This is a genomic window from Nocardia tengchongensis, assembly GCF_054781395.1.
Genome location: NZ_BAAGUM010000019.1, coordinates 103139 through 125763, shown reverse-complemented (window position 1 = coordinate 125763; position 22625 = coordinate 103139). Strand labels below are relative to the sequence as shown.

Here is a 22625-nt window from a genome sequence, read left to right as displayed (position 1 = left end):
CGGGCGGGTGATTCTCAGCCTGCGCGGTAGCGGTCGGAGTGCCAGTCGGCCGAGTTCGCCAGCTCGTGGCGGCCCGGCGCCTGATAGTCGGCGGCCGGCGCGTACAGCCCCGCGGTCCGATAGTCCTTCGGTCCGAGTTCGTCCTGGCCCGAGCCGCGTTCGGTCGCACCCGGCATCGCCTGCAGCGACCAGCCGGGCCGGGTCTCCGGTGCGGGCCGGCTGGGCGCGGGCACCATGGACCGCTCGTCCACCTCGGTGAGGCCGACGTGGATCAGCAGCACCAGGGTCACCATCGAGACGCTGATCATGAGCGGGGCGAGCAACTCCATCGCGCCCGCGCCGTGCGGGGTCTCCGCGTGGTCCATGTGATGCGCGCTCATCGACGCCATGCCGGTGTAGTGCATGCCGCACACCGCCACACCCATGATCAGGGCCGCGCCGATGGTCGCCCAGATGCCTTTGATGACCAGCGTGAACCACAGTGCGACGGTGGCCGCGACCACCGCGATCACCATCGACAGCGTCACGATGCCGACGTCGTAGCCGATCATGGCGTCCGACCTCATGGCGTACATGCCCGAATAGTGCATGGCGCCCACGCCGAGACCGGTGACCGCGCCGCCCGCGAACAGCGACATGCGGCCGAACGGCTCGCGGGCCACCACGAACAGCCCGGCCCACACCACCAGGATCGAGATCACGGCGCTGAACAGGGTGAGCGGTACGTCGTAGCGGATCACGGCGCCGCGGATGGTGAATCCGAGCATCGCGATGAAGTGCATGACCCAGATGCCCGTGCCGCCGATGGCGATCGCCGCCGAGATGAGCCAGCCGCTGCGACCATCCCCAGACCGGGCGCGCGCCGTACACCGCAGACCGAGCAGGGATCCGGTCACGGACATGACGTAAGCCAGGACGGGGGTGATCCATCCGTAGCTGAAGTGGTGAATTTCCAGCACTCGAACTCCATTGCCAGAACAGGGGTTTCGCAATCGCAGACGCGACGGGGGCACACTACCGGGCAAGATTCGGATTGGGAAATTGAAAGGGAATGTTTCATCTTAATTAATTCCGGCTGGGAAGTTTCCGAGTGATTAGCAACCCGCTGGTTGTCGAAATGTCATGTCCCCGTGGGGGTTCGGCATGTGAAATATAAGCAATTCATGTGTCATACGCATGACGACTGGCTGAAATCTGTGGCGCAGTTATCACTCGGCAGTCTTGTGGGCGAACAGCTTTCGGTTGCGAGACAGACCGGTTCGCCTAGCGTGAGGTTTCGTTAGCCCTTCATTCACGAGCCGCGGTGGACATCTGAGTGCTCGACTGGCGACCTTCACCGACGGCGGCCCACATTTGACGTCGTCGACGAGGGTCCACTCGATGGTCACCCCCATCGTGTTGCTGCACGGTTTCCCTCAGACCGCCGCCGAACGGTCGCGACTGACCCTGCACCTCCCGCGAACGCGGATACCGCACGATTGCTCCCACCCAGCGCGGCTGTTCACCCCGCGCCCGGCCGCGCAGCCGCTCCGCCTACCGCGTGAGCGCGTTGACGTCCGACACCGCGGCCCTGATCATCGCGTGCGGGACTACTGCTTTGGCTCGGCCGAATCCTGCGCGGGCTTGCCGCGTGAGGCCGCCAAGGAGGAGGCCGCCGCGATCGTCGGCCGCGGCTTGCTCTGCGGCGGCTTGGCGGCATCGGCGCGAATCAGGTGGTCGCCGAAGGGTTTCGCGGCGTCCTCGTCGAGTCCGTGATCGGTGATGACGGTGTGGATCTCGTCGAGTCCGGCGACCCGGGCGAGGGCGCGGTGGCCGAATTTCGAGCTGTCGACGACGACGGCGGTGGCGCGGGCCGTCGCGATCATCGCCCGTTTGACCGGGACCTCGAGGGTGTTTGTGTTGGTGATCCCGGCGGCGAGGTCCACCGCGTCCGCGCCCAGGAACGCCCAGTCCGCCGCGTAATCGCGGAGGAACTCCACGGTGCGGTCTCCGGCGAGGGTGTATACGGACCCGAGTAGTTCGCCGCCCGCGACGAGCAGCCGGAAGCGCTGCAGCCCGGCGATGTACTCGGCGATGCGCAGGTCGTTGGTGATGACGGTCAGATGCTCGCGGCGGCTCAACGCGACCGCGACCTCGTAGGTGGTCGAGCCGCTGTCGAGGATCACGGTGTCGCCGTCGGCGACCAGGGTCGCGGCCACCCGGGCGATGGCCGACTTCTCTTGCAGCCGTGTGTTTCTCTTCGCCGAATACGGCAGATCCGAGGTGACCCCGGGGATCGGCCGCGCGCCGCCGTGGGTGCGCTGGATCTGGCCGTCGCGTTCGAGCGCCTCCAGGTCGCGGCGGATGGTCGAGGTGTCCACTCCGAGCTCGCGGGCGAATTCCTTCGCCTCGACGTAGCCGTCGGTGGTCAGCCTGTCGAGGATCTGACGCCGGCGGGTGCTGGAGAGCAACGGACCTCCTGTGTGGGTTGTCGAGCCATCGTCGCCGTCTCGGATGGTACGGCACGGTGCGCGAAACATTGACAGTAATCCACGCCGGTTGCATGATTTCGTGCAACATGTGCTCGGAAACGAGCAACCGCACTGTGCATCGCAGAGGTATTCGTTATGAGTGATCCGTTGCAGCTCCTCGCCGACGAGGGCGTCTCCATCTGGCTGGACGACCTGAGCCGGGACCGAATCGAGTCCGGCGAACTGGCCGGCTGGATCGATCGCGGCATCGTCGGCGTGACCACAAATCCCGCGATCTTCGAAGCCGCGCTGCGCGAGTCCGAGCAGTACGGCGCGCAGCTGCGTGAATTCGCGCAGCTCGGGATGGGGACCGCCGACGCGGCGCGCATCCTCACCAGCTGGGACGTCCGGGCCGCCTGCGACGTGCTGCGACCGGTGCACACCGCCACCGGCGGCGTCGACGGATACGTATCCCTCGAGGTCGACCCGGCCTGGGCGCACGACACCGAGCGCACGGTCAGCGAAGCGATACTGCTGTCGTGGCTGGTCGACCGGCCCAACCTGATGATCAAGGTCCCGGCCACACCGGCCGGACTGCCCGCGATCACCGCCATCCTCGGACGCGGCATCAGCGTGAACGTGACGCTCATCTTCTCGCTGGGGCGCTACCGCGACGTGCTCGACGCGTTCCAGGCCGGGCTGGAACTGGCCCGGCGAAACGGGCACGACATCGCTCGAATCGCCTCTGTGGCATCGTTTTTCATCTCGCGGGTGGACAGCGAAGTGGATGTCCGGCTCGACGCCCTGGGCAGTGACGCGGCGCGGGCGGTGCGCGGCGGGGCCGCCATCGCGAACGCCGTACTGGCCCATGAGGCCTACGAGCAGACGCTGCGCGCCGAGCGGTGGGCGGCATTGGCCGAGGCGGGCGCCCGGCCGCAGCGGCCGTTGTGGGCGTCGACCGGGGTGAAGGATCCCGCCTACGACGACACCCGATATGTGGTGGACCTGGTCGCGCCCGGCACCGTGAACACCGTTCCGGAGGGGACGTTGCGGGCGGTCATCGATCACGGCAAGGTCGTCGGCGACCGGGTCACCGGTCAATACGATGACGCGCACCGGGTTTTCGGTGAGCTCGACGCGCTCGGCATCGACATGAACGACATCTCCGGCAAGCTCGAGCGTGAGGGCATCGCCAAATTCCAGCAGGCCTGGCGGGAGCTGATCGCGGGCGTCGAATCGGCTCTGACCGCACGCGGTTTCGTGGCGCGGTCATGACCGACGAGTCCTCACTCGCCTGGACGCGGCTGCAAGCCCATCGGGAAAGTCTTGCGGGGGAGCGGATCTCGGATCTGTTCGACCGCGCGCCGGACCGCGGCACCGAGATGACCGTCGAACACGAGGGACTGGTCCTCGACTATTCGAAGAATCTGGTCACCGGCGAAACCATCGATCTGCTGGTCGAACTCGCTCGCGAACGCGGCCTGGCCGCCGGGATCGAGGCGATGTTCGCCGGTGCGCCGATCAATGTCACCGAGAACCGCGCCGTGCTGCACACGGCGTTGCGTGCGCCCGCCGATGCGGTGATCGAGGTGGACGGGGTCGATGTCGTGCCTGCCGTGCAGCGCACGCTCGGGCGGATGGAGGCCTTCGCGCGGGAGGTTCGATCGGGTCGTTGGCTCGGCGCGACGGGGGAGCCGATCTGGGCGGTGGTCAATATCGGGATCGGCGGATCGGATCTCGGCCCGGCGATGGCCTGCCAGGCGTTGCGCGAATACGGCACGGGCACAATGGAAGTGCGTTTCGTTTCCAACGTGGACGGCCACGACCTCCGGCGGGCGTTGCAGGATCTCGACCCCGCGACCACGCTGTTCGTGATTTCGTCGAAGACGTTCACCACCGTCGAAACCCTCGCCAACGCCCGCGCCGCCCGCGACTGGCTGCTGTCGTCGATCGACGACCCGGCCGCTGTCGCACGGCATTTCGTCGCGGTGTCGGTCAACGCGGCCGAGGTCGAAGCCTTCGGCATCGACCCGGCCAACATGTTCGAGTTCTGGGATTGGGTCGGCGGCCGCTACTCGCTGAGCTCGGCGATCGGCCTGTCCCTGATGACCGCGATCGGCCCCGAACAGTTCCGCGCGTTCCTCGCCGGCGCCCACTCGATGGACGTCCACTTCCGCACCGCGCCACCGCATCGCAATCTGCCGATCCTGCTCGGGCTGCTCGGTATCTGGTACCGCAACTTCTGGGACGCCCAGACTCACGCCGTCCTGCCCTACGATCAGCGGCTCGCCCGGCTGCCCGCCTACCTGCAACAGCTCGACATGGAGTCGAACGGCAAATCTGCCGACCGCGAAGGCAATCCGGTCACCGTCGCCACCGCGCCGATCGTGTGGGGCGAGCCCGGCACCAACGGTCAGCACGCGTTCTTCCAACTCCTGCACCAGGGAACCGTCATGGTCCCTTGTGATTTCATCGGTGTCCTGGTGCCCGCCCACGATCTGCCCGGGCACCACGATCTGCTGATGGCGAACCTGTTCGCGCAATCTCAGGCGCTGGCGTTCGGCAGGGGAGGCGAACCAGACGCCGGGGGCGAGCACCGTGCGTTCCCGGGTAACCGGCCGAGCAACACCCTGCTGCTCGACGAGTTGACCCCGTACAGCCTGGGCGCGCTCGTCGCCCTGTACGAGCACAAGGTGTTCACGCAGGGCTGGATCTGGAACATCAACTCGTTCGACCAGTGGGGTGTCGAGCTCGGAAAGATCCTCGCCACCCGCATATTCGACGACATCGACCTGGATCGTGAACTCGCGCACGACAGTTCGACCAATTCCCTCATCGATCGCTACCGGCGGCTCCGCAAGCCGTCCGGTCACACCCCGAAAGCAGCACAGCGATGACCCTGAAGATCGGCTACAAGGCCTCCGCCGAACAGTTCGGCCCCCGTGACCTTGTCGAATACGCGGTCCGCGCAGAAGAAGTGGGTCTGGACAGCGTCGTCGTCTCCGACCACTTCCTGCCTTGGCGGCACAACGGCGGCCACGCGCCCTTCGCCCTGTCCTGGATGTCGGCGGTCACCGAACGCACCAGTCGCGTCCAGATCGGTACCAGCGTCCTCACCCCGACCTTCCGCTACAACCCCGCCGTCATCGCCCAGGCTTTCGCCACCATGTCCTTGCTGTCCGAAGGTCGGGTGATGCTGGGCGTCGGTACCGGCGAGGCCCTCAACGAGATCGCCGTCTCCGGGCGCGAATGGCCGGAATTCAAGGAGCGATTCGCTCGCCTGCGTGAAGCCGTGACGCTCATGCGCAAGCTGTGGACCGAATCCGACGTGTCGTTCGAGGGGGAGTACTTCACGACCGTCAAAGCCAACATCTACGACCGCCCCGAGCAGCCCGTCCCCGTCTACATCGCCGCGGGCGGCCCGGTCGTCGCCAAGTACGCGGGCCGCGCCGGTGACGGCTTCATCTGCACCTCCGGCAAGGGCATGGACCTCTACATCGACAAACTCATGCCCGCCGTCGCCGAAGGCGCGGCCGCCGCCCAGCGCGACCCGTCGTCCATCGACAAGATGATCGAGATCAAACTCTCCTACGACCGCGATCCCGAACTGGCCCTGGCCAATACGCGTTTCTGGGCGCCACTGTCGCTGACCCCCGAGCAGAAGCACAGCGTCGACTCCGCGGTCGAAATGGAAGCCCTCGCCGACCAGCTCCCCATCGAGCAGGTGGCCAAACGATGGATCGTCGCTTCCGACCCCGACGAGGCCATCGCCGGCATCAAGCCCTACCTCGACGCGGGCCTCACCCATCTGGTCTTCCACGGCCCCGGCCACGATCAGGAACGCTTCCTCACCCAGTTCGCCACCGACCTCCTCCCGCGCCTGCGCGAACTCGGCTGAGCCACAACCGATCCCAGACTCCAATTCGAAGGATCTCCCATGCACATCGGAATGGTCGGCGCGGGCCGAATGGGCTCCGGCTTGGCCCGCCGACTGGTCCGCGCAGGCCATACCTGCACGGTCTACGACCCTAACCCCGCTGCGGTCGCCACCCTGACCGCCGACGGCATCCTCGCCGCCGCCTCTCTCCCGGAACTGGTTGCGGCCCTGCCGAAACCGTGCACGGTCTGGATCATGGTCCCCGCCGACCTGACCGGCACGGTAGTCGACGAACTGACCCCGCTGCTCACCGCCGGTGATGTGGTCATCGACGGCGGCAACTCCTTCTACCGCGACGCCGTCACCCGCTCCCACGCCTTGTCCGAGCACGGCATCCACTACCTCGACGTGGGTACCAGCGGCGGCACCTCCGGCCTCGACCGCGGCTTCTGCCTCATGATCGGTGGCCCCACCGAACCGGTCGAACGCCTCGACCCCATTTTCCGGGCGCTGGCCCCCGGCATCGACGCGGCTCCCCGCACCCCCGGCCGCGACGGCACCCCGGCTCCCGCCGAACACGGCTACCTCCACTGCGGCCCCGCCGGCGCAGGCCACTTCGCGAAGATGATCCACAACGGCATCGAATACGGCCAAATGGCAGCCCTCGCCGAAGGCATGTCCATCCTCCGCGCCGCCGGAATCGGCGTCACCCCAACCAATCCCGAACTGCCCGCACCCTCCGAAGCCGCCCACTACACCTACGACTTCGACGTCCCCGCCATCCTCGAACTCTGGCGCCGAGGCAGCGTCGTCACCTCCTGGCTCCTCGACCTCACCGCCACCGCCGTCCACACCGACCCCGACCTCACCGAATTCTCCGGCCACGTCCCCGATTCCGGCGAAGGCCGCTGGACCGCTCGAGCCGCGATCGACTTGGCCGTCCCCGCCCCCGTCCTCACCACCGCCCTCTACTCCCGCTTCGCATCGCGCGACGGCGCCGCCTACGCCAACAAGTCGTTGTCCGCCATGCGAAAAGCCTTCGGCGGCCACACCGAACCCGTCAAAACGATGACGTAGTCACCGCGCGGACACGGCCGCCGGCGCGGTCATCCGAGATGAAGGAGCACCTGGCCTGAATTGGTCTTCCAATACTTCCTGTTCAGCTGCGCAGTGCCGGTGCCTTCGGTGTACGGCACGAGCACCGGCAGACCGTTGGATGGCTTCAATGTGACGGACCAGGTCTCCACGCGGCCCGTGCACTGCAGGGTCAGTCCCGGCGGGGAGCTGGTCAACTGGATCGTGCCGCTGCCGCTGGTCGCCATCTGCGCGGACACGTCGAGGTATCCGATTCCCCCGTCGCACAGATAGGTTCCGGTGGCCTGCAAGCCGTCCGGCGATGACGTCACCGCGGAATTCAGGGTGATGAACTCATCCTCGGGGGCGGCATTCGCCGGGCCTGTTCCCAGCGTCATCGTCGCGGCCGCCGCTGCTGCGAACACCGCACACCTCGTTCCGAACATGGCTCAACCTCCTGAAACATGCACTGCCACGGGAAGAATCGACCCCGATGGTAATGCGGCGGCGCCTCAGGCCACGCAGAATTCGTTGCCCTCGGGATCGGCCATTGTCACCCAAGTGAACGGCCCTTGCCGCCCCTCGTGCAGCACCTTCGCGCCCATCCCGATCAGCCGCTCGACCTCCGCCGCCCGATTCTCGTCGCCGACCCGAATATCAAGGTGCAGCCGGTTCTTCACCGTCTTCGCCTCGGGCACAAGTTGAAACAAGACGCGTGGCCGATCAGAGTGCCGGATCGCACCCCCGACCTTCCACACGAGCTTCCCCCGATGAGTGGTGGTGTCACCCTCAGTCGCATGCCCCTGCTCGACCATGCTCCGAATGAACCCTTCATCCTGCGGCTCGACCTCCCACCCGAGCGCTTCCGCCCACCAGTCGGCTTGGGTATGCGGGTCGGAACAGTCCACGACGACCTGAAACTCGTATCCCATGTCCGGCACCCTAACCGTGTCTCCCGACAGCGGTGGCTATCCCGCTCAGCGCGGGTAGCCGATTTCGTCGATATCGCCTTCGAGATCGGCCGGCTCGAGCTCGGGATTGAGCCGGGCTAGGACGGCCGGGGTCAAAGGTCGCAGTGCATACACATGCTCCACCTCAGCCAGGCCGACGGCGGTTTCGTAGTAGTCCTCAGCCCATCGCTGATATGCCTGTGGAGTCCCTTCGATCAGTAGCTCGAATAGGCCATGCCCGCCGTGATCGGCTACCGCCACACCCCACTCGGTATCGGTGGCTTCACGCCAGAAGCACAAGGTCGCGCGTGGTGACCCGTCGTGGTCGGCGAAAGCAGGCTCCCCGACATGCGTTTCGAAGACTGCCGGAACGGCGTGCAGCACCTGCGGCGCATTCGGGACTTCGTGATCGAACCCGCGCCCATAGACGCCTGCACCGCTGAAGACAATGAACCAGTCATCACCAGAGCCGGTCCGCATCGACGCAACCTCTTCGCCCTCACCCCATTTGGAGTCGAAGGAGTAGTACCTCGACTCCCAGTCCGGGCTGAGGATCGCGTCCAGCATCGCCATCGCCCGGCAGCGGTCACGAAGCACCTGAATCTCGGGCAGCCCACGCATCATTTCGTCCACCACACCATCCAAGCGTGCCCCTACGACACATACGCCCCGCGGGCTACGCTGCTACTGAAATGGTTCGCAGCGAGAATGAAGGACCGAGGCAGGTCGGACTCATCGGTCCATATGCCGGTGTATTCGCCTACGCCACCGGAGCGTGCCTGACGTTGATCGGTCCACTCCTCGGTCTGACCGGCGACAGTTGGTTCGACGGTCTGTGCGTCGGCGTCTTCACATTCCCCATCGGACTCGTCCTGGTCGCCAGCGCGTACGAATGGCGTAGGGCAGAACGACGATTCCAGGCTGTCGGCGTCCCCGGCACCGGAGAAGTTCTCTCCGTCAATCAGATTCGCCCCGGCGGTGAGAACCCGGACATGGCCGACCTCACGATCCGCATCACAGGCCCGATGTTCGACACCTTCACCGCGGAATGCAGCCTGGAGAACCACTCCGGCATGAAAGCCGGCCACACCTTCAACCTCATGGTCGACCCCACCGACAACTCCTTCGCCATCGGCTTCGACCATCTCTTCCCCATCATCGATGACAAGGACGCTCCGCCAAAGGGATGAGCGGTTCGCCAGGGTTTACCTGGTTGCGATTTGGGCCGGAGATTCGTTCCGCTCGGCGCGAAGTCGCAACTCGCGAATGATGGGCAGCGTTGGGTCCGTGGCCGAGTCGTATCTCCGCATTCGGATACAACCGGGCTGCGACGGACTCGGTTGCGCGCGAGAGGAAATGGCTCGACCAGGCCGGACCCGGCTGCGTACGCTGCCGACATGTGCATCTACCCGAGCCGGACACATCGCGTCTGCCTGCACTGTCGAGTTTCCTATAAGGGCTTGATCGGTGTCGGTTCGGGCTGGTGCGTGCGATGTGCCGGGGAGCTCATTGACGCCGGGCCGCACCTCGAGGTTCCCAGAAGGACCGACACGGCCGGGTGGCGAGCACTCGCCGCTGTCCTCGACTCCGGCCTGACCTTCTACGGCAGTTGCTGTGGCACCGGTCCCGGCTACCGCCCGCGTACTCCGCGCGAGGTTCGCGAGCGGCTACTGCTGTCCGAACGTCGGGGGATCCCGATCGCCGAAGCATTGTCCACTGCCGACACCACCGACCCCAGACCCTTACGGCGATGAGGCATTAACCCGAACCGATATGTCGGTGTGCCATGCGACTATGCCCGCATGTCATTGGAGTTCTTCAACGGGTTGTCCGGAGCACTGTCGATCGAGCTGTCCGAGCCGACAGTAGACATCGCGGCGAACCTCTCGAATAAGCGGGCCAAAGCGACTGCGGAGATCAAAGCCCTCTCGTTCACACCGCAGGTATTCCAGGACAACAGTTTTCGTGACCTGGCCACCGACGAACTCGACCGTGTGGTTCTGGAATCGACCGTGCTGAACCTGCAGGGGGAGGGTGAACCCGTCGCCCACCGAGCTCCGAATGACAAATGGTTCACCGTCCGTGACCTTGTGGCCGCTGTCGCCGAAACAGAACGGCGTACTCGCCCCCAGTCGCAGTGGTTCGGCGGCATCGACGTGCATCATGTCTTCTTCGAAGGGATCGACCAGCAGGAGGACGGCACCTGGAGAATCTTCTGGGGATCGTGAGCCGATACTCGTCGACCAGATCGAACGTACCAACGCGGTCGAACCACGGCGATGCTGAATTCTGTTGCTGCTGTCCAGTGCTCGCGTACGCCTCGGTGCCGGATGCGGGTTCGGCTGGCATGTCGAAGCCGGGCGATCGAGCGTCGGCGTATGCAAGACTCGTTGGGTGAGTTTTGCTGTGCTGCACAGCAACCGGGATCAGATAGAACGCGAGGAGTCAGGTGTCCTTCGAAGAGTGGAGCACGGGTTGGGAATCAGTCCCGCTGGCCGAGGCGGCAGACCGCTACGACATCGGCGAAGCCAGCGACACCCGCGTAGAGGATCTGGAAGAACTCTTCGGGGACGAACCGGAGTGCTTCTTCGTTCATGAGGGTGATGTCACCATCGACGGGCCTTTGGTGATCGGGAACGACCCTGGTCTGGCGCCGGACACCGTTTACGTCATCGATGGCGACCTGACGGTCAACGGGCCGATGCGCTTCGTGAACGCAGACGTCTACACGCCGCTCTATGTCACCGGTTCGGTCACCGCTGAGCACCTGATGTCCCTCATGGACAGCAATCTGTTCATCGGCGGCTCACTCACCATCGGGGGCCTCCTCATGACAGAACTTTCCGACATGGGAATGCTCGTCGTACACGGTGCCGCATCTGCGAGCGCGTGGCTCGAGACCTGGGACAGGGGCGAGGTCATGTTTGCCGGGGATCTGAAGGCCCGCCGGCTGCGCGTATCCGAGGGCCGCTACCTCGAAGACGCCGACGCGGATGATGCGGCTGACATCCTGTTCCCCGAATTCCTGGGCGACAATGAGGATGTCGCGGAGAAGCTCTGGGCAGCCGCGCTCGACGGGCGTCCGATACTGCGCCAATGACTTCCGGTCGGCTGCGACCACAATCGCTGTTGAACGCACACTCACGCAGATGACCGCGGACGGTGCCATCTGCTACCTCGACTAGCCCCCGGAGATCGGGGCATTGAGTGTTGGGGCTGTTGTTGGTGGATCGGGGGTTGAATACTGGCTCGCGCCAGATTCGAGAAAGTGTGGGGTCATGATGAATTCGAAGAAGATTGTCGGGGCTTTTGCTGTGGCGGCAGTGTTGTGTTCGCCGGTGGCGGTGCTGGCTGGGCCTGCGCAGGCGACGCCGGTCGGTGGGGTGCAGCCCTTTGACTCGGGGATTCCTATGGGGTCGGCTGATTCGGCGTCGGGGGTTCTCGGGCCGCGCAGCGGGTCTGCCTATCAGACGTTGAACCATCTGGTCTGCGTGCTGTTCCACACCAGCCTGGATGGATCCGTGGGCGTTCCGTTCTGCTGACAGACCCGGTGAGAACGGGCATTCGCAGGTTGCCCGGGATCAGACACCAGAATGGGCCGCCGAGTTACAGCTCAGCGGCCCATTCTTGGGTTGGAACTAGTGCCGATATCTTTGTGAAACGGAAGCTCGGCAGGCGTTCGGCTCGCTGTCAGAACTGCCCGGCGAGAAACCCGCTGAACAGCACCAGGAAACCGCCGACCTCACCCACGATCAGCAGCCCCATCGATACTCGAGTGCCGAGCTTGTCCGTCTGCCCATGAAACTGATTCGTGGTATCGCGCCGCCACCCGTGATAGATGTATGCCGCGATCGCGGCGACGAAGAAGAAGAGGACCACCACATCGGCAGTCAGGTTCACTGCCGTCGACCAGGCACTCAGCTCGGTGAACACGGCGAGCAGCAAGGTCGCGAACGAGTACAGCAGGGTGGCCCGATGCGCGATGTCGACATACACATGTGCACTGGCGTCCGGAGATGTGCTGACCTGCTGATATTTCCACACTCCGAGCAGCAACGCCAAAATGAACAGCAATCCCGCCGCCACCAAGGTAACCCGGGTATCGATCCCGAGCTCGAAGCTCACCGCTGCCTCAATCTGTCCCACTATCGTTTCCCTCCGTCGTATCAGACATCAAGTGCCACTCGTTGATTCGGAGTCACACCGTTGTTCTTGCGGCCTCGTGCGGTTCGGTCGACCCGGTCTCTGTGATGCTGTCGGCGTCGGAGAGGGTGATGTTGGTCGAACCCCAATGTGCCCGCATCTGGATGATGTTGCCGGCGCGGTCGAACCTCATGACATCGACGACATCGATGGTCGCCGGCCTACCGTGCAACATCATCCGCAATGTGAACGCCATCGCCGCCGCGCTGCCGTCGTCAGTGGCCGATACCGGCGAAACGAGTTCGAGCCGAGGACGGCTGGGGAACGGTGCGGCGAAGAACTCGTGAGCCGATTTGGTTTCACTTCCGACTGGATCCTCGACGGTTGCGTCCGCCGCGAACAGCCGCAGGACGGCGAGGTTGTCGCCGCTGTTGATCGCGTCGAGGTACTCGTGCATCACCGCGGTGATTTGGTCTGCTGAGGCCATGCACTCCAGATTCGGACTTCTGAAATAGACTGGCAAGTTCAATCTCTGTGGGAAGGCAGCCGCCCAGATGGTCAGACCGCGCACAGCCAAGGGCGAGTCCGCGATGAACCGGATAGTCGAGGCCACCGCAGAACTCATCAGCCGCCACGGCCTGTCCGCGACCACTCTCGATGATGTCGTCGCTGCGTCGGGAACCAGCAAAGGGCAAGTGTTCCACTACTTTCCCGGCGGCAAGGACGAATTGTTGCTTGCTGTAGCGCAATACGAGGCCGACCGTGTTCACGCGCGCATGGACGAGCGGATGCCGGAGCTGTCGTCCTGGTCGGCGTGGACTCAATGGCGTGACCAGTTGGTCGGCGAGTACGACATACATGGAAACGACTGTCCCATGACCACTTTGGTCGTCGACCTGCATCGTGCCGGGCCGGGGGCCCGCGCATTGATCGCGGAGACTGCCGCACGACTCCAAAGCCGCATCCGGACCGGGATCCACCAGATGCAGGCGGAGGGGCTCGTCGGTGCACATGTCGACGCCGACGCGATCGCCCATTCACTGGTAGCCGGTATTCACGGCGCGACCTTGCTGCAACTCGCTACAGGAGCCGACTCCCACATCGGCACTGTCATCGACACGGTTGTCGAACAGCTCAGGAGCACAGCACCCCAGCGTACGGCGGTGCATCCGACATGATCGCGATCGCCTGAACCCGCACCCCTGATCGCCGCCCATCCCCGGATACGAGATTGGGCCGCTGAGCATCAGCTCAACGGCCCAATCTCGGGTTCGAACCAATCCAGGTAGTCGCGCAGTAGGTCCGCTGCGACGATTCCTCTAGGTGGTTGTGGTGCCCGACCATCCGAAGCTGAAACTGTGCCCCTTGGAAGTGCATTGGATCGCGCCGCGCCCACCGCCACTGCACGTGGCGCCCGCGTAGGTGATGGTCGAGCCGTACCCGTCGCCTTGCGGAAGGGCTTTGGCGTCGGCGCGCCCGTAGTGCCCGAACACCCCGAAGGTCGGGTGCGCGGGCAGGAAGGCCACATCGATGGCGAGATCGGTCACCGGAATGATGTTCAGCCACTTCGCGATCCCGGTCGCGATATCACACCCCGCACTCCCATCCGCCTTGATCGAACACTGTGCAGGCCCCGCGTTGAAATAAACGGTGTCCCCGATCGAGTAGTCGCCAGGATTCACCGCATCCGCGCTCGCGGTACCCGTCCCGACCAGCGAAATCGCCGCTGCGGACATGGCGATACCAGCGAAGGCACGCATTTTCATTCGTTCTCCCCTCGAAGCTCGGTCCCGACCCGCCCCGACACTACGCGCGGAACGCGCCTTGCGACCGAACCCCGCGTCACACGGATTGGGATTGGCGAGTAGGTAGCGCACTGGTTTCGTCGAGGTGCGGGACGCTGAATTCTATTGCTGCTCTTCAGGACTGGTAGCGCTGTACTGGGTCGTGATACGAGATTGGGCCGCTGAGCTGCAGCTCAGCGGCCCAATCTCGGGTGATCGCTAGTCCAGGTAGTCGCGCAAGACCTGCGAGCGGCTGGGGTGGCGCAGCTTCGACATGGTCTTGGACTCGATCTGGCGGATGCGTTCGCGGGTGACGCCGTAGACCTGGCCGATTTCGTCCAGGGTGCGGGGCTGACCGTCGGTCAGGCCGAAGCGGAGACGAACCACGCCGGCCTCACGCTCGGAGAGCGTTTCGAGGACGGACTGGAGCTGGTCCTGCAACAGGGTGAAGGACACCGCGTCGACGGCGACGACAGCTTCGGAGTCTTCGATGAAGTCACCGAGCTGGGAGTCGCCTTCGTCACCGATGGTCTGGTCCAGGGAGATGGGCTCACGCGCGTACTGCTGGATTTCCAGCACCTTCTCCGGCGTGATGTCCATTTCCTTGGCGAGCTCTTCGGGGGTGGGCTCGCGGCCCAGGTCCTGGAGGAGTTCGCGCTGGATGCGGCCGAGCTTGTTGATGACCTCGACCATGTGCACGGGGATGCGGATGGTGCGGGCCTGGTCGGCCATGGCGCGGGTGATGGCCTGACGGATCCACCAGGTCGCGTAGGTCGAGAACTTGTAGCCCTTGGTGTAGTCGAACTTCTCGACCGCGCGGATCAGACCGAGGTTGCCTTCCTGGATCAGGTCCAGGAACGCCATGCCGCGGCCGGTGTAGCGCTTGGCCAGCGAGACCACGAGGCGGAGGTTGGCCTCCAGCAGGTGGTTCTTGGCGCGGTTGCCGTCGCGCATGATCCACTGCAGGTCGCGGCGGGACTGCACGGGCAGCTTCTCGCCCTTGTCGGCGAACTCGCGCAGCTTCTCCGTGGCGTAGAGACCGGCCTCGATGCGCTTGGCGAGCTCGACCTCCTCCTCGGCGTTGAGCAGCGCGACCTTACCGATCTGCTTCAGGTAGGCGCGGACCGAGTCGGCCGAAGCGGTGAGCTCGGCGTCCTTGCGGGCCTGACGCAGCGCCTCGGATTCCTCTTCGTCCCAGACGAAGTCACCGGACGCCTTGTCCTTCGCCGACGGCTCGTCGGCCTCTTCGGCTTCCTCGGTCTCGGCAGCGGCGGCGGGCGCGGCGACCTCGTCCTCGTCGTCGGCCTCGTCGACGATCTCCTCGTCCTCGAGGTCTTCCTCGTCGATCTCGATGTCACCCAGGTCGTCGAGCTCGATCGACTCGTCGTCGAGGATCTCTTCGCCCTCGGCACCCTCGGCACCGGGCTCGCCGGCCTTCTTCGGCGCAGCCTTCTTCGCCCCCGCCTTCTTGGCGGCGGCCTTGGTCGCCTTCTTGGCCGGGGTCTTCTTGGCCGCGACCTTCTTCGCCGCGGCCTTCTTGGCCGGAGCCTTCTTGGCGGCTGCCTTCTTGACCGCCGGTGCTGCGGTGCTGTCTGCCGGGTCGGCGGCTGCGGCCGATTCGGCGGTGTCCTGGGTATTCGTGGCTACCACGTACGCCCTTTCGTGACGGTCTCGTGCGGCGTCACGCCAGAGTGATCATCCGGCGGAGCGGTTCTGTCGGGGGGATAAGCCGGCTCTCGTGCCGGTGTCGGTTTCCGGCTCACCGCCGGGCATGCGTTCCATTGTAACGATCGAACCAGCTTACTTACGGTGCGATACCGGCTGACACCGCCATGGCCGCTCCGACGATGCCCGCGGTATTGCGCAACGCGGCAGGCACCACGGGGGTTCTGTTGGTGAGCAACGGAATCCACTCCTGATAATCGCGGCTGATGCCGCCACCGGCGACGAACACGTTCGGCCAGAACAGGTTCTCCAAGGTGACCAGCACCTTGGACACCTCCAACGCCCACTCCGGGTAGCTCATGCCGACCCGATCCTTCACCGACGCCGCGGCCCGATGCTCGGCCTCACGGCCGTCCACCTCGATGTGCCCGAGCTCGCTGTTGGGCATCAGCACGCCGTTGTACATGACCGCCGAGCCGATACCGGTGCCGAAGGTGAGCAACACGACCAAACCGGTGAGATCCTTTGCCGCGCCGTACCGGTCCTCGGCCATGCCCGCGGCGTCCGCGTCGTTGAGTACCGTCACCTCACGGCCGCCCAGCGCCACCGAGAACAGATGCCGGGCGTCGATGCCGACCCAGGTCTTGTCGATATTGGCGGCCGTGCGCACCTGGCCGTGCAGCACCACGCTCGGCATGGTGATCCCGACCGGGCCCTCCCAGCCGGCCTGCGCGACCAGCTTGGCCACCGCCTCGGCGACCGCGTTCGGGGTGGCCGGATGCGGGGTGGCGATCTTGATCCGCTCGTACACCAGCTCACCGGTCGCGAGATCGACCTCGGCACCCTTCACGCCGCTGCCACCGATATCGATGCCGAACGCGTGCCCGGGATCGGACATGGACCACACCTCGTTCTTCCCCTTCGACCTGCGCCCTGTGTCGTGCACGACAAGCCTAATGCGCGCGATGCCGGATCTGTGCTGCGATGGAGCTCGTGCCGGAATCGAATTTCACTTCCATCGCCCCCGCCGACTCCACGAACACCGACACTTCAGACATAGCCGAACTGCGCCGCGTCGCGGTGCTTCTCGCCGAGACCGCCGCCGCGCACGTGCGCGAGCGCCGCCCGCAGGTCTTCGGACCCGGCGCGCACGCGACGGACGCCGTGCAGTCCAAGAGCACCCCCACCGACCCCGTCACCATCGTCGACACCGAGACCGAGCAGCTGGTCCGCAAGCTGGTCGCCGAACTGCGCCCCGGCGACCTGGTGGTCGGCGAGGAGGACGGCGGCGCCATCGCCGACGCCCCGGAACTCGTGCACTGGGTGGTCGACCCCATCGACGGCACCGTCAACTTCGTCTACGGCATCCCGTCCTACTCGGTGTCGGTGGCCGCGGTGCGCGACGGCCGCCCGGTCGCGGGCGCGGTCGCCGACGTCGCGCACGCCGTCACCTACAGCGCCGGCCTCGGGTTGGGCGCGCATCGCGCGGACTCCAGCCCCGACGGCGCCGCACCGGGCGGCGCTCCGGTTGCCTTGCATGCCAACCGGGTTGACGCGGCGTCGATGGCGCTGGTCGCCACCGGTTTCGCGTACGCGACCGAGCGCCGCACCCGGCAGGGTGAGCTGGTGGGCCGGGTGCTGCCGCACATCCGCGACATCCGCCGCTTCGGTTCGGCGGCCCTGGACCTGTGCGCGGTCGCCGAGGGCCGCACCGACGCCTACTACGAGCACGGCCTGAACCTGTGGGATTGGGCCGCGGGCGCGCTCATCGCCACCGAGGCCGGCGCGCGGCTGATCCTGCCGCCCCGGCTCGACTCGCCGGGCGCGGCAGGCGATTTGGTGTCGGCGGCGGCGCCCGCCATCGCGGACGAGCTTTTCGGCCTGTTCGAACGGTTCGATGTCACCACCCCTATCCCGATTTCCTGACAGCGGGCTGGACGGCCGCGCGGCCCGGGTGACCGGCCGCGAGCCACACACAAAGAACCGCCGCGACCGAGAAGGTCGCGGCGGTTCGTTCATCCGGAGACATCTATTCGAATGCGACGGCACGAGTTTCGCGACGGCGCCCGAGCGGTCAGAGCCGCGCCCCCGGAAAAGAGATTCTCAACACTTCGCGTGCCGGGCGGCTTCCAGCAGCCTCGGGTCGACGGCGGGCGCGGTGCCCGGCGTCGGATTCTTCAGCGCCCGCAGCACCTCTTCGGCGTCGGTACCGGGCCGGATGTCGCGGAACAGCGAGCCCAGGACCATGTCCACGGTCTCGTCCTGTCGCTGATCCTCGATCAGCTCGGCGCACGGCGCGACCAGCTGGACCGCGGCCGCGGCGGGCCGTCCCTTGACGCCGAACCGGATCTGCCCGGTGCACTCCAGATCACCGTTCACATAGACCGGGTCATTGCCGATCTGCACGTCCGGCGCGCTCGCGAAACCGAGATCGCCCAGCTCGGAGGCCACATGCGCGGCCTGACCGCGCTGGTTGTTGGCGTTGAACACCCGCACCTTCGACGCGGCCAGGGCGGCCGGCTGCACATCGCGCAGCCGCGACGCCGACACCCGTTCGCCGAGCGGGGCGGGCGCGGGCGCCGACGTGCTCGAGGCCGGACTGGGGGAGTTGCAGGCCATCGCGCCCTGGTCACCCTCGCTGGTCGTCAGCGCCTTGAACCACACGACGACGCAGATCAGGGCGATGACCCCGACCATTGCCGCCCAGGGTTCCCAGCGTCGGCGAATGAAGTTCCGTCCCGTGGGATCGGTCGTTTTGCCTTGGGTGATCAGTGAAACCACGCCCACACTCTACGAAAACGCCGGGACTACCGCGTGAACGGTCTCGGCAAGTCGGGCATCGGTGTGGCGGGCGGGTCGCGCCGGGGCCCCGCCGAGGTGGCGGACAGGTCTCGAGACGGTGCGGAAGGTCTCGATCAGTACCCCCGCCGGTGACGATTAACCCTCTTTTTCAACTCGCGCGGGTTTTGATTGCGACTTTGGTCCCGGGGTCCGCTATTGTCTGGCGGCCCAGATCGTACAACCCAGGGGAATCTGGGGTTCGATTTCGGGAACAACAAGGGCATGTCCTGCGTTGACCGAGCGCGATCCAGTGTGGATGAGGACTATCCGGCCTGGATCTGTGACCGGTGTACGCGTGACGTACACCACGGGCGGGCGGCATTCCAGCCGATCCGGCTCCGCGAGGAGTCGGGCGGACGGGTGCCGGTCCGGGATACACGGAGTGAGGACGAGGGGAAGACGACATGGCAACCGACTATGACGCACCGCGGCGCAATGAATCCGACGATGTTTCGGAGGACTCGCTGGAGGAGCTGAAGGCTCGCCGCAACGAGGCCGCGTCCGCCGTCGTGGATATCGACGAATCCGATACCGCGGAGTCGTTCGAGCTTCCCGGCGCGGACCTTTCCGAGGAAGTGCTCTCGGTCCGGGTCATCCCGAAGCAGGCGGACGAGTTCACTTGTTCCAGCTGCTTCCTGGTGCACCACCGCAGCCGTCTGGCCAGTGAGGCCGGCGGTCAGCTGATCTGCATGGACTGCGCCGCCTAGGCAAGGTTCGCAGAGCGTGTCCGGCCAGCCCGCGCTCGGTTCGCCGAGCGCGGTCCGGACCGGACCGCGCAGTACTTCTCAGTAGATGGTTTCGGGAGATCAGGCCGATTCGGCCGCGTTCTCCAGGCCGAGTGCGGCGATCACGCGTTCCGGATCATCGGGCACTGCCTGACCAGCCAGTGCCCGGCAGGATCAGGATGTTTCGGCCGCGTTCTGTAGTCCGAGCGCGGCAATCACGCGTTCCGGATGGCGAGTACTGGCCAGCCAGTACGGCGTCGGATCCTCGGGATCGTCGAGGACGAGCAACACCATGGGCCCGATCCAGGCCCGATGCTGGACGAAGGCGGCGGGGTCGAGTTGTCGACCCAACGCCGCACTCTTCGCGCTGGTGGGAACCGGCGCCGCCCGCTTGACGAAGGTCGCGGGCAGATGCGCGCGATCGGTGCGCAGTTCCGGCACGCCCTCGGCGTCGGGAGTCACGTACAGGCGATGGCGCGAGAACCACAGCAGCACCCACACCGCGACCGGGAACAGCAGCACGTACGGCAGCCAGGCCCGCACACCCGGTGCGCCCATGTGGATCTCGGCGGCCAGCAGCCCGGTCACGACGAGCGCGGCCGGCCACCACCACAGCGGCACCCAGAGGCGCTCGGTGTAGAGGGGCTTGGTCTGCGGCTGAGGTTCCATGGTCACCTGAGGGGGCTGGTCGGACACGACATCAGACTAGGTCAATGACTGAGCGGTCGAACGCGTAGGCTCGGCCCACGTGACCGGTATTCCACCTATTCCCCTGCTGCGGCTCGATCCCGGCATCCCCGTACCGACGCGTGCTCACGAGGGCGACGCGGGCGTGGACCTGTGCACTACCGAGGACATCATCATCGAACCGGGCGAGCGGGTGCTGGTCGGCACCGGCATCGCGGTGGCGCTGCCGATCGGCACGGTCGGGTTGATCCATCCGCGGTCGGGTCTGGCCGCCAAGGCGGGCCTGTCGGTTGTCAACACCCCCGGCACGGTCGACGCGGGCTACCGCGGTGAGATCAAGGTGTGCCTGATCAATCACGATCCGCGCACCGCCATCGAGCTCCGGCGGGGCGATCGCATCGCCCAGCTGCTCGTGCAGAAGGTCGAATTGGTGGACTTCGTCGAGGTCCAGGCACTCGACGACACCGCGCGCGGCGCGGGAGGATACGGATCCAGCGGTGGGCATGCCAGCCTCGCGCAGTCCGGCGGGGTGGGTCAGGCGACCGGCAAGGAGGCATGACGATGGTGTTCGGACGCAAGAAGAGCAAGGGCGGCGACAGAGACGACGCGCCGCAGTACGACGACGAGTACACCGAGTACGACGAGTACGAGGAGTACGACGAAACAGTCGACGAGGCAGACGAATTCGGTGACGAGCCGGCCCCCGCGCGCGGCCCGGAGATCGGCCCCTACGACTACGAGGACGTGGCCGACCGCCTCGAGGCGATCGCCGAGCAGCGCCTGGACCTGGGGTCGGTCATCGTGCCGGTGCCGCCGGGCGGGCAGCTGCAGGTCGAGATGACCCCCGACGGCACCCCGCAGGCGGTGCACCTGGCCACCCAGCACGGCCGGATCACGGTGGCGGCCTACGCCGCGCCGAAGTCGGCGGGCCAATGGCGTTCGGTGGCAGCCGATCTGGCCGAGACGCTGCGCAAGGACGGCGCGCAGGTGTCGGTGGTGCAGGGCCCGTGGGGTCGTGAGCTGCACGCCGTCACCCAGGGCGCGGATCTGCGTTTCATCGGCGTGGACGGGCACCGCTGGATGGTCCGCCTGGTCGCGGCCGGCCCGACCGGCGCGGCCGACGAGAACACCCCGCTGGTCGCCGCCGCCCGCGCGGTCATGGGCGAGACCGTGGTCCGGCGCGGTGACGAGCCGCTACCGGTGCGCGAACCCCTCCCGGTGGTCCTACCCCAGGAGCTGGCCGACCAGCTCGCCGCCGCCCACCAGCAGCAGCTGGCCGCCCAGCAGCAGGCCATGCAGGCCCAGATGGACGCCATGCAGGGCGGCCCGGCCTACCAGCCCGAGGCCGCCCCCACCGAACCGCGCCGCGGCGCGGAGGGCTCGGCCATGCAGCAGCTGGGCTTGAACTGACCGAACTCTCCGGGCCGGGATTCCCGGCCCGGATTCGGCTGTAACGCGCAACGAAAATGGGGCGCCGCCACTGTGGCGGCGCCCCATTTCGCTATCGGCTGAATCGGGTGGCGGTCTGTACTCGGGATGGTGTCTCAGCGCTGCGATTCCAGAAGTCGGGCCCGGACCCTGGATCCGATGCCGTTCGGCTCGGGACTGCGGGAGTTGCACTGTGCCGGGCCAGGATTCGGGTCAGGGTGCGGGGATGCGGCGGGGGAGTAGGGCGTTGATGCCGCGGGCGCCGAGGATCGAAGGGTCCGCGCCGAGTTCGTCGAGGGTGATGGTGTGCAGGGTGGCGTGCGGGAGCAGCGCGGTCCAGCGTTCGGCCACGGCGAAGGGGTGCACGGGGTCGTCGGCGGCGGCGATGATTTCGACCGGGGCGGTGACCTGGGCCAGGAGTTCGGGTTCGGGCCAGGCGTAGTTCGCGGCCTCTTCGAGGGCGGCGGGCAGGTCGGGCCACTGGGAGGTCCACGAGCGGGTCAAGGCGTCGGCGAGCCAGGCTGGGCTGGATTCGCGCATGCGGGTGATGACGGCGTCTAGGCCGTCGGCGCGCAGCTGGGTGGCGGTGGCGGCGGCGGACAGGGCCGCGGGGCAGCCGGTGGTGTCGGCGCCGGTCCAGGCGGGCAACGCGGCGACCACGCCGTACACCGACTCGGGGTGCTGGGCGGCCCAGTCGACGGCGACGGCCGCGCCGAGGGAGATCCCGGTGACCAGGACGGGCCCGGAGCGGGCCGCGGCGTCGAGGGCGGCCCGGTAGCTGTCGATCACCCGGCGCGGGTCCGGTTCGACCGCCAGGAACGGCAGATCCAGTGCGGCGCAGGCGGATCCGAAGGCGCGGCGGGCGAAATGGGCGTCGGAACCGGTCCCGGGCAGGGCGACGGCGACCGCCGGACGTGGAAGATCGGGCACCGGCCGACTGTAGCGGGGGCGGGCGCGCGTGGCGGGTGCAGCCCGTCCCATCTACAGTGGCCCTTGTACGG

At 66.5% G+C, this 22625-nt stretch carries 26 protein-coding genes; 13 read left to right on the top strand and 13 right to left on the bottom strand.

The window, feature by feature from the left end; all coding sequences use genetic code 11:
- Nucleotides 1–14: 14 nt before the first annotated feature.
- Together ACYVKL_RS36200 and ACYVKL_RS36195 are read right to left on the bottom strand one after the other, a co-directional pair.
- Nucleotides 15–959, bottom strand: coding sequence for an MHYT domain-containing protein (locus tag ACYVKL_RS36200; RefSeq protein ID WP_379172901.1), 945 nt, complete (start codon nt 957–959; stop codon nt 15–17).
- A gap of 630 nt (nt 960–1589) precedes the next feature.
- Complete coding sequence (locus tag ACYVKL_RS36195; RefSeq protein ID WP_379172899.1) at nt 1590–2450, bottom strand: DeoR/GlpR family DNA-binding transcription regulator; 861 nt, start codon at nt 2448–2450, stop codon at nt 1590–1592.
- A 156-nt stretch (nt 2451–2606) separates the two neighbouring features.
- On the opposite strand from ACYVKL_RS36195, the gene tal reads away from it, so the two are divergent.
- From tal to gnd, 4 genes are read left to right on the top strand one after another with little or no spacing between them, the layout of a single operon-like run.
- Nucleotides 2607–3725, top strand: coding sequence for a transaldolase (gene tal, locus ACYVKL_RS36190; RefSeq protein WP_379172898.1), 1119 nt, complete (start codon nt 2607–2609; stop codon nt 3723–3725).
- Nucleotides 3722–5347, top strand: a complete 1626-nt coding sequence (pgi, locus tag ACYVKL_RS36185; protein WP_379172896.1) for a glucose-6-phosphate isomerase — start codon at nt 3722–3724, stop codon at nt 5345–5347. Before tal ends, pgi begins: the two co-directional genes overlap by 4 nt.
- On the top strand, nt 5344–6348 hold the full coding sequence (fgd, locus tag ACYVKL_RS36180; RefSeq protein ID WP_379172894.1) for a glucose-6-phosphate dehydrogenase (coenzyme-F420): 1005 nt from the start codon (nt 5344–5346) through the stop codon (nt 6346–6348). Before pgi ends, fgd begins: the two co-directional genes overlap by 4 nt.
- Nucleotides 6349–6387: 39 nt before the next feature.
- Nucleotides 6388–7404 (top strand): phosphogluconate dehydrogenase (NAD(+)-dependent, decarboxylating), encoded by a 1017-nt coding sequence (gene gnd, locus ACYVKL_RS36175; protein WP_379172892.1) that lies wholly within the window; start codon nt 6388–6390, stop codon nt 7402–7404.
- Between the two features lie 29 nt (nt 7405–7433).
- On the opposite strand, the gene ACYVKL_RS36170 is transcribed toward gnd, so the two are convergent.
- The 3 genes from ACYVKL_RS36170 to ACYVKL_RS36160 all read right to left on the bottom strand — a co-directional run bounded on the left by ACYVKL_RS36170 (nt 7434) and on the right by ACYVKL_RS36160 (nt 8984).
- Entirely contained in the window at nt 7434–7826 is a 393-nt protein-coding gene (locus ACYVKL_RS36170) for a hypothetical protein (protein WP_379172890.1), read from the bottom strand.
- Nucleotides 7827–7913: 87 nt separating this feature from the next.
- Nucleotides 7914–8333: a VOC family protein gene (locus ACYVKL_RS36165; protein WP_379172888.1), complete on the bottom strand. Its 420-nt coding sequence runs from the start codon at nt 8331–8333 to the stop codon at nt 7914–7916.
- Nucleotides 8334–8378: 45 nt separating this feature from the next.
- Nucleotides 8379–8984, bottom strand: a complete 606-nt coding sequence (locus tag ACYVKL_RS36160; RefSeq protein WP_379172887.1) for a hypothetical protein — start codon at nt 8982–8984, stop codon at nt 8379–8381.
- Nucleotides 8985–9136: 152 nt separating this feature from the next.
- On the opposite strand from ACYVKL_RS36160, the gene ACYVKL_RS36155 reads away from it, so the two are divergent.
- The 4 genes from ACYVKL_RS36155 to ACYVKL_RS36140 all read left to right on the top strand — a co-directional run bounded on the left by ACYVKL_RS36155 (nt 9137) and on the right by ACYVKL_RS36140 (nt 11893).
- Nucleotides 9137–9541 (top strand): hypothetical protein, encoded by a 405-nt coding sequence (locus tag ACYVKL_RS36155; protein WP_379172885.1) that lies wholly within the window; start codon nt 9137–9139, stop codon nt 9539–9541.
- A gap of 612 nt (nt 9542–10153) precedes the next feature.
- Nucleotides 10154–10579: a hypothetical protein gene (locus tag ACYVKL_RS36150; RefSeq protein WP_379172883.1), complete on the top strand. Its 426-nt coding sequence runs from the start codon at nt 10154–10156 to the stop codon at nt 10577–10579.
- A 221-nt stretch (nt 10580–10800) separates the two neighbouring features.
- The gene (locus tag ACYVKL_RS36145; RefSeq protein ID WP_379172881.1) at nt 10801–11451 is read left to right on the top strand and encodes a hypothetical protein; all 651 of its coding nucleotides are present in this window, start codon (nt 10801–10803) and stop codon (nt 11449–11451) included.
- 178 nt (nt 11452–11629) lie between these two features.
- Nucleotides 11630–11893 (top strand): hypothetical protein, encoded by a 264-nt coding sequence (locus ACYVKL_RS36140; protein WP_379172879.1) that lies wholly within the window; start codon nt 11630–11632, stop codon nt 11891–11893.
- Nucleotides 11894–12041: 148 nt separating this feature from the next.
- Here ACYVKL_RS36140 and ACYVKL_RS36135 read toward each other — a convergent pair whose 3' ends face one another.
- Both ACYVKL_RS36135 and ACYVKL_RS36130 read right to left on the bottom strand, forming a co-directional pair.
- Nucleotides 12042–12476 carry a hypothetical protein gene (locus ACYVKL_RS36135; RefSeq protein ID WP_379172877.1) on the bottom strand — a complete coding sequence of 145 codons (435 nt, stop codon included), beginning with the start codon at nt 12474–12476 and terminating at the stop codon, nt 12042–12044.
- 73 nt (nt 12477–12549) lie between these two features.
- On the bottom strand, nt 12550–13107 hold the full coding sequence (locus ACYVKL_RS36130) for a nuclear transport factor 2 family protein (protein WP_379172875.1): 558 nt from the start codon (nt 13105–13107) through the stop codon (nt 12550–12552).
- Between ACYVKL_RS36130 and ACYVKL_RS36125 the strand changes: the two genes are divergently transcribed.
- A complete protein-coding gene (locus ACYVKL_RS36125) occupies nt 13085–13672 on the top strand; it encodes a TetR/AcrR family transcriptional regulator (protein ID WP_379172872.1) in 588 nt (195 codons plus the stop codon). The genes ACYVKL_RS36130 and ACYVKL_RS36125 overlap by 23 nt on opposite strands.
- Before the next feature lie 141 nt (nt 13673–13813).
- Here ACYVKL_RS36125 and ACYVKL_RS36120 read toward each other — a convergent pair whose 3' ends face one another.
- The 3 genes from ACYVKL_RS36120 to ppgK all read right to left on the bottom strand — a co-directional run bounded on the left by ACYVKL_RS36120 (nt 13814) and on the right by ppgK (nt 16841).
- A complete protein-coding gene (locus ACYVKL_RS36120; RefSeq protein WP_379172871.1) occupies nt 13814–14254 on the bottom strand; it encodes a hypothetical protein in 441 nt (146 codons plus the stop codon).
- Between the two features lie 243 nt (nt 14255–14497).
- Nucleotides 14498–15928, bottom strand: a complete 1431-nt coding sequence (locus tag ACYVKL_RS36115; protein ID WP_379172869.1) for an RNA polymerase sigma factor — start codon at nt 15926–15928, stop codon at nt 14498–14500.
- 154 nt (nt 15929–16082) lie between these two features.
- Nucleotides 16083–16841 carry a polyphosphate--glucose phosphotransferase gene (ppgK, locus tag ACYVKL_RS36110; RefSeq protein ID WP_379172867.1) on the bottom strand — a complete coding sequence of 253 codons (759 nt, stop codon included), beginning with the start codon at nt 16839–16841 and terminating at the stop codon, nt 16083–16085.
- Between the two features lie 86 nt (nt 16842–16927).
- On the opposite strand from ppgK, the gene ACYVKL_RS36105 reads away from it, so the two are divergent.
- Nucleotides 16928–17869, top strand: a complete 942-nt coding sequence (locus ACYVKL_RS36105) for an inositol monophosphatase family protein (RefSeq protein WP_379172865.1) — start codon at nt 16928–16930, stop codon at nt 17867–17869.
- Nucleotides 17870–18046: 177 nt separating this feature from the next.
- Here the strand turns inward: ACYVKL_RS36105 and cei are convergent, their stop codons facing one another.
- Nucleotides 18047–18724, bottom strand: coding sequence for an envelope integrity protein Cei (cei, locus tag ACYVKL_RS36100; protein WP_379172863.1), 678 nt, complete (start codon nt 18722–18724; stop codon nt 18047–18049).
- Nucleotides 18725–19188: 464 nt separating this feature from the next.
- Between cei and ACYVKL_RS36095 the strand changes: the two genes are divergently transcribed.
- On the top strand, nt 19189–19491 hold the full coding sequence (locus tag ACYVKL_RS36095) for a DUF4193 domain-containing protein (protein WP_040859007.1): 303 nt from the start codon (nt 19189–19191) through the stop codon (nt 19489–19491).
- Nucleotides 19492–19683: 192 nt separating this feature from the next.
- On the opposite strand, the gene ACYVKL_RS36090 is transcribed toward ACYVKL_RS36095, so the two are convergent.
- Nucleotides 19684–20178: a DUF3093 domain-containing protein gene (locus tag ACYVKL_RS36090; RefSeq protein WP_379173159.1), complete on the bottom strand. Its 495-nt coding sequence runs from the start codon at nt 20176–20178 to the stop codon at nt 19684–19686.
- 79 nt (nt 20179–20257) lie between these two features.
- On the opposite strand from ACYVKL_RS36090, the gene dut reads away from it, so the two are divergent.
- Together dut and ACYVKL_RS36080 are read left to right on the top strand one after the other, a co-directional pair.
- Nucleotides 20258–20755: a dUTP diphosphatase gene (gene dut, locus ACYVKL_RS36085; RefSeq protein WP_379172861.1), complete on the top strand. Its 498-nt coding sequence runs from the start codon at nt 20258–20260 to the stop codon at nt 20753–20755.
- 5 nt (nt 20756–20760) lie between these two features.
- On the top strand, nt 20761–21606 hold the full coding sequence (locus ACYVKL_RS36080; RefSeq protein ID WP_246598727.1) for a DUF3710 domain-containing protein: 846 nt from the start codon (nt 20761–20763) through the stop codon (nt 21604–21606).
- 231 nt (nt 21607–21837) lie between these two features.
- Here the strand turns inward: ACYVKL_RS36080 and ACYVKL_RS36075 are convergent, their stop codons facing one another.
- Complete coding sequence (locus tag ACYVKL_RS36075) at nt 21838–22554, bottom strand: alpha/beta fold hydrolase (RefSeq protein WP_379172859.1); 717 nt, start codon at nt 22552–22554, stop codon at nt 21838–21840.
- Nucleotides 22555–22625 lie beyond the last annotated feature (71 nt).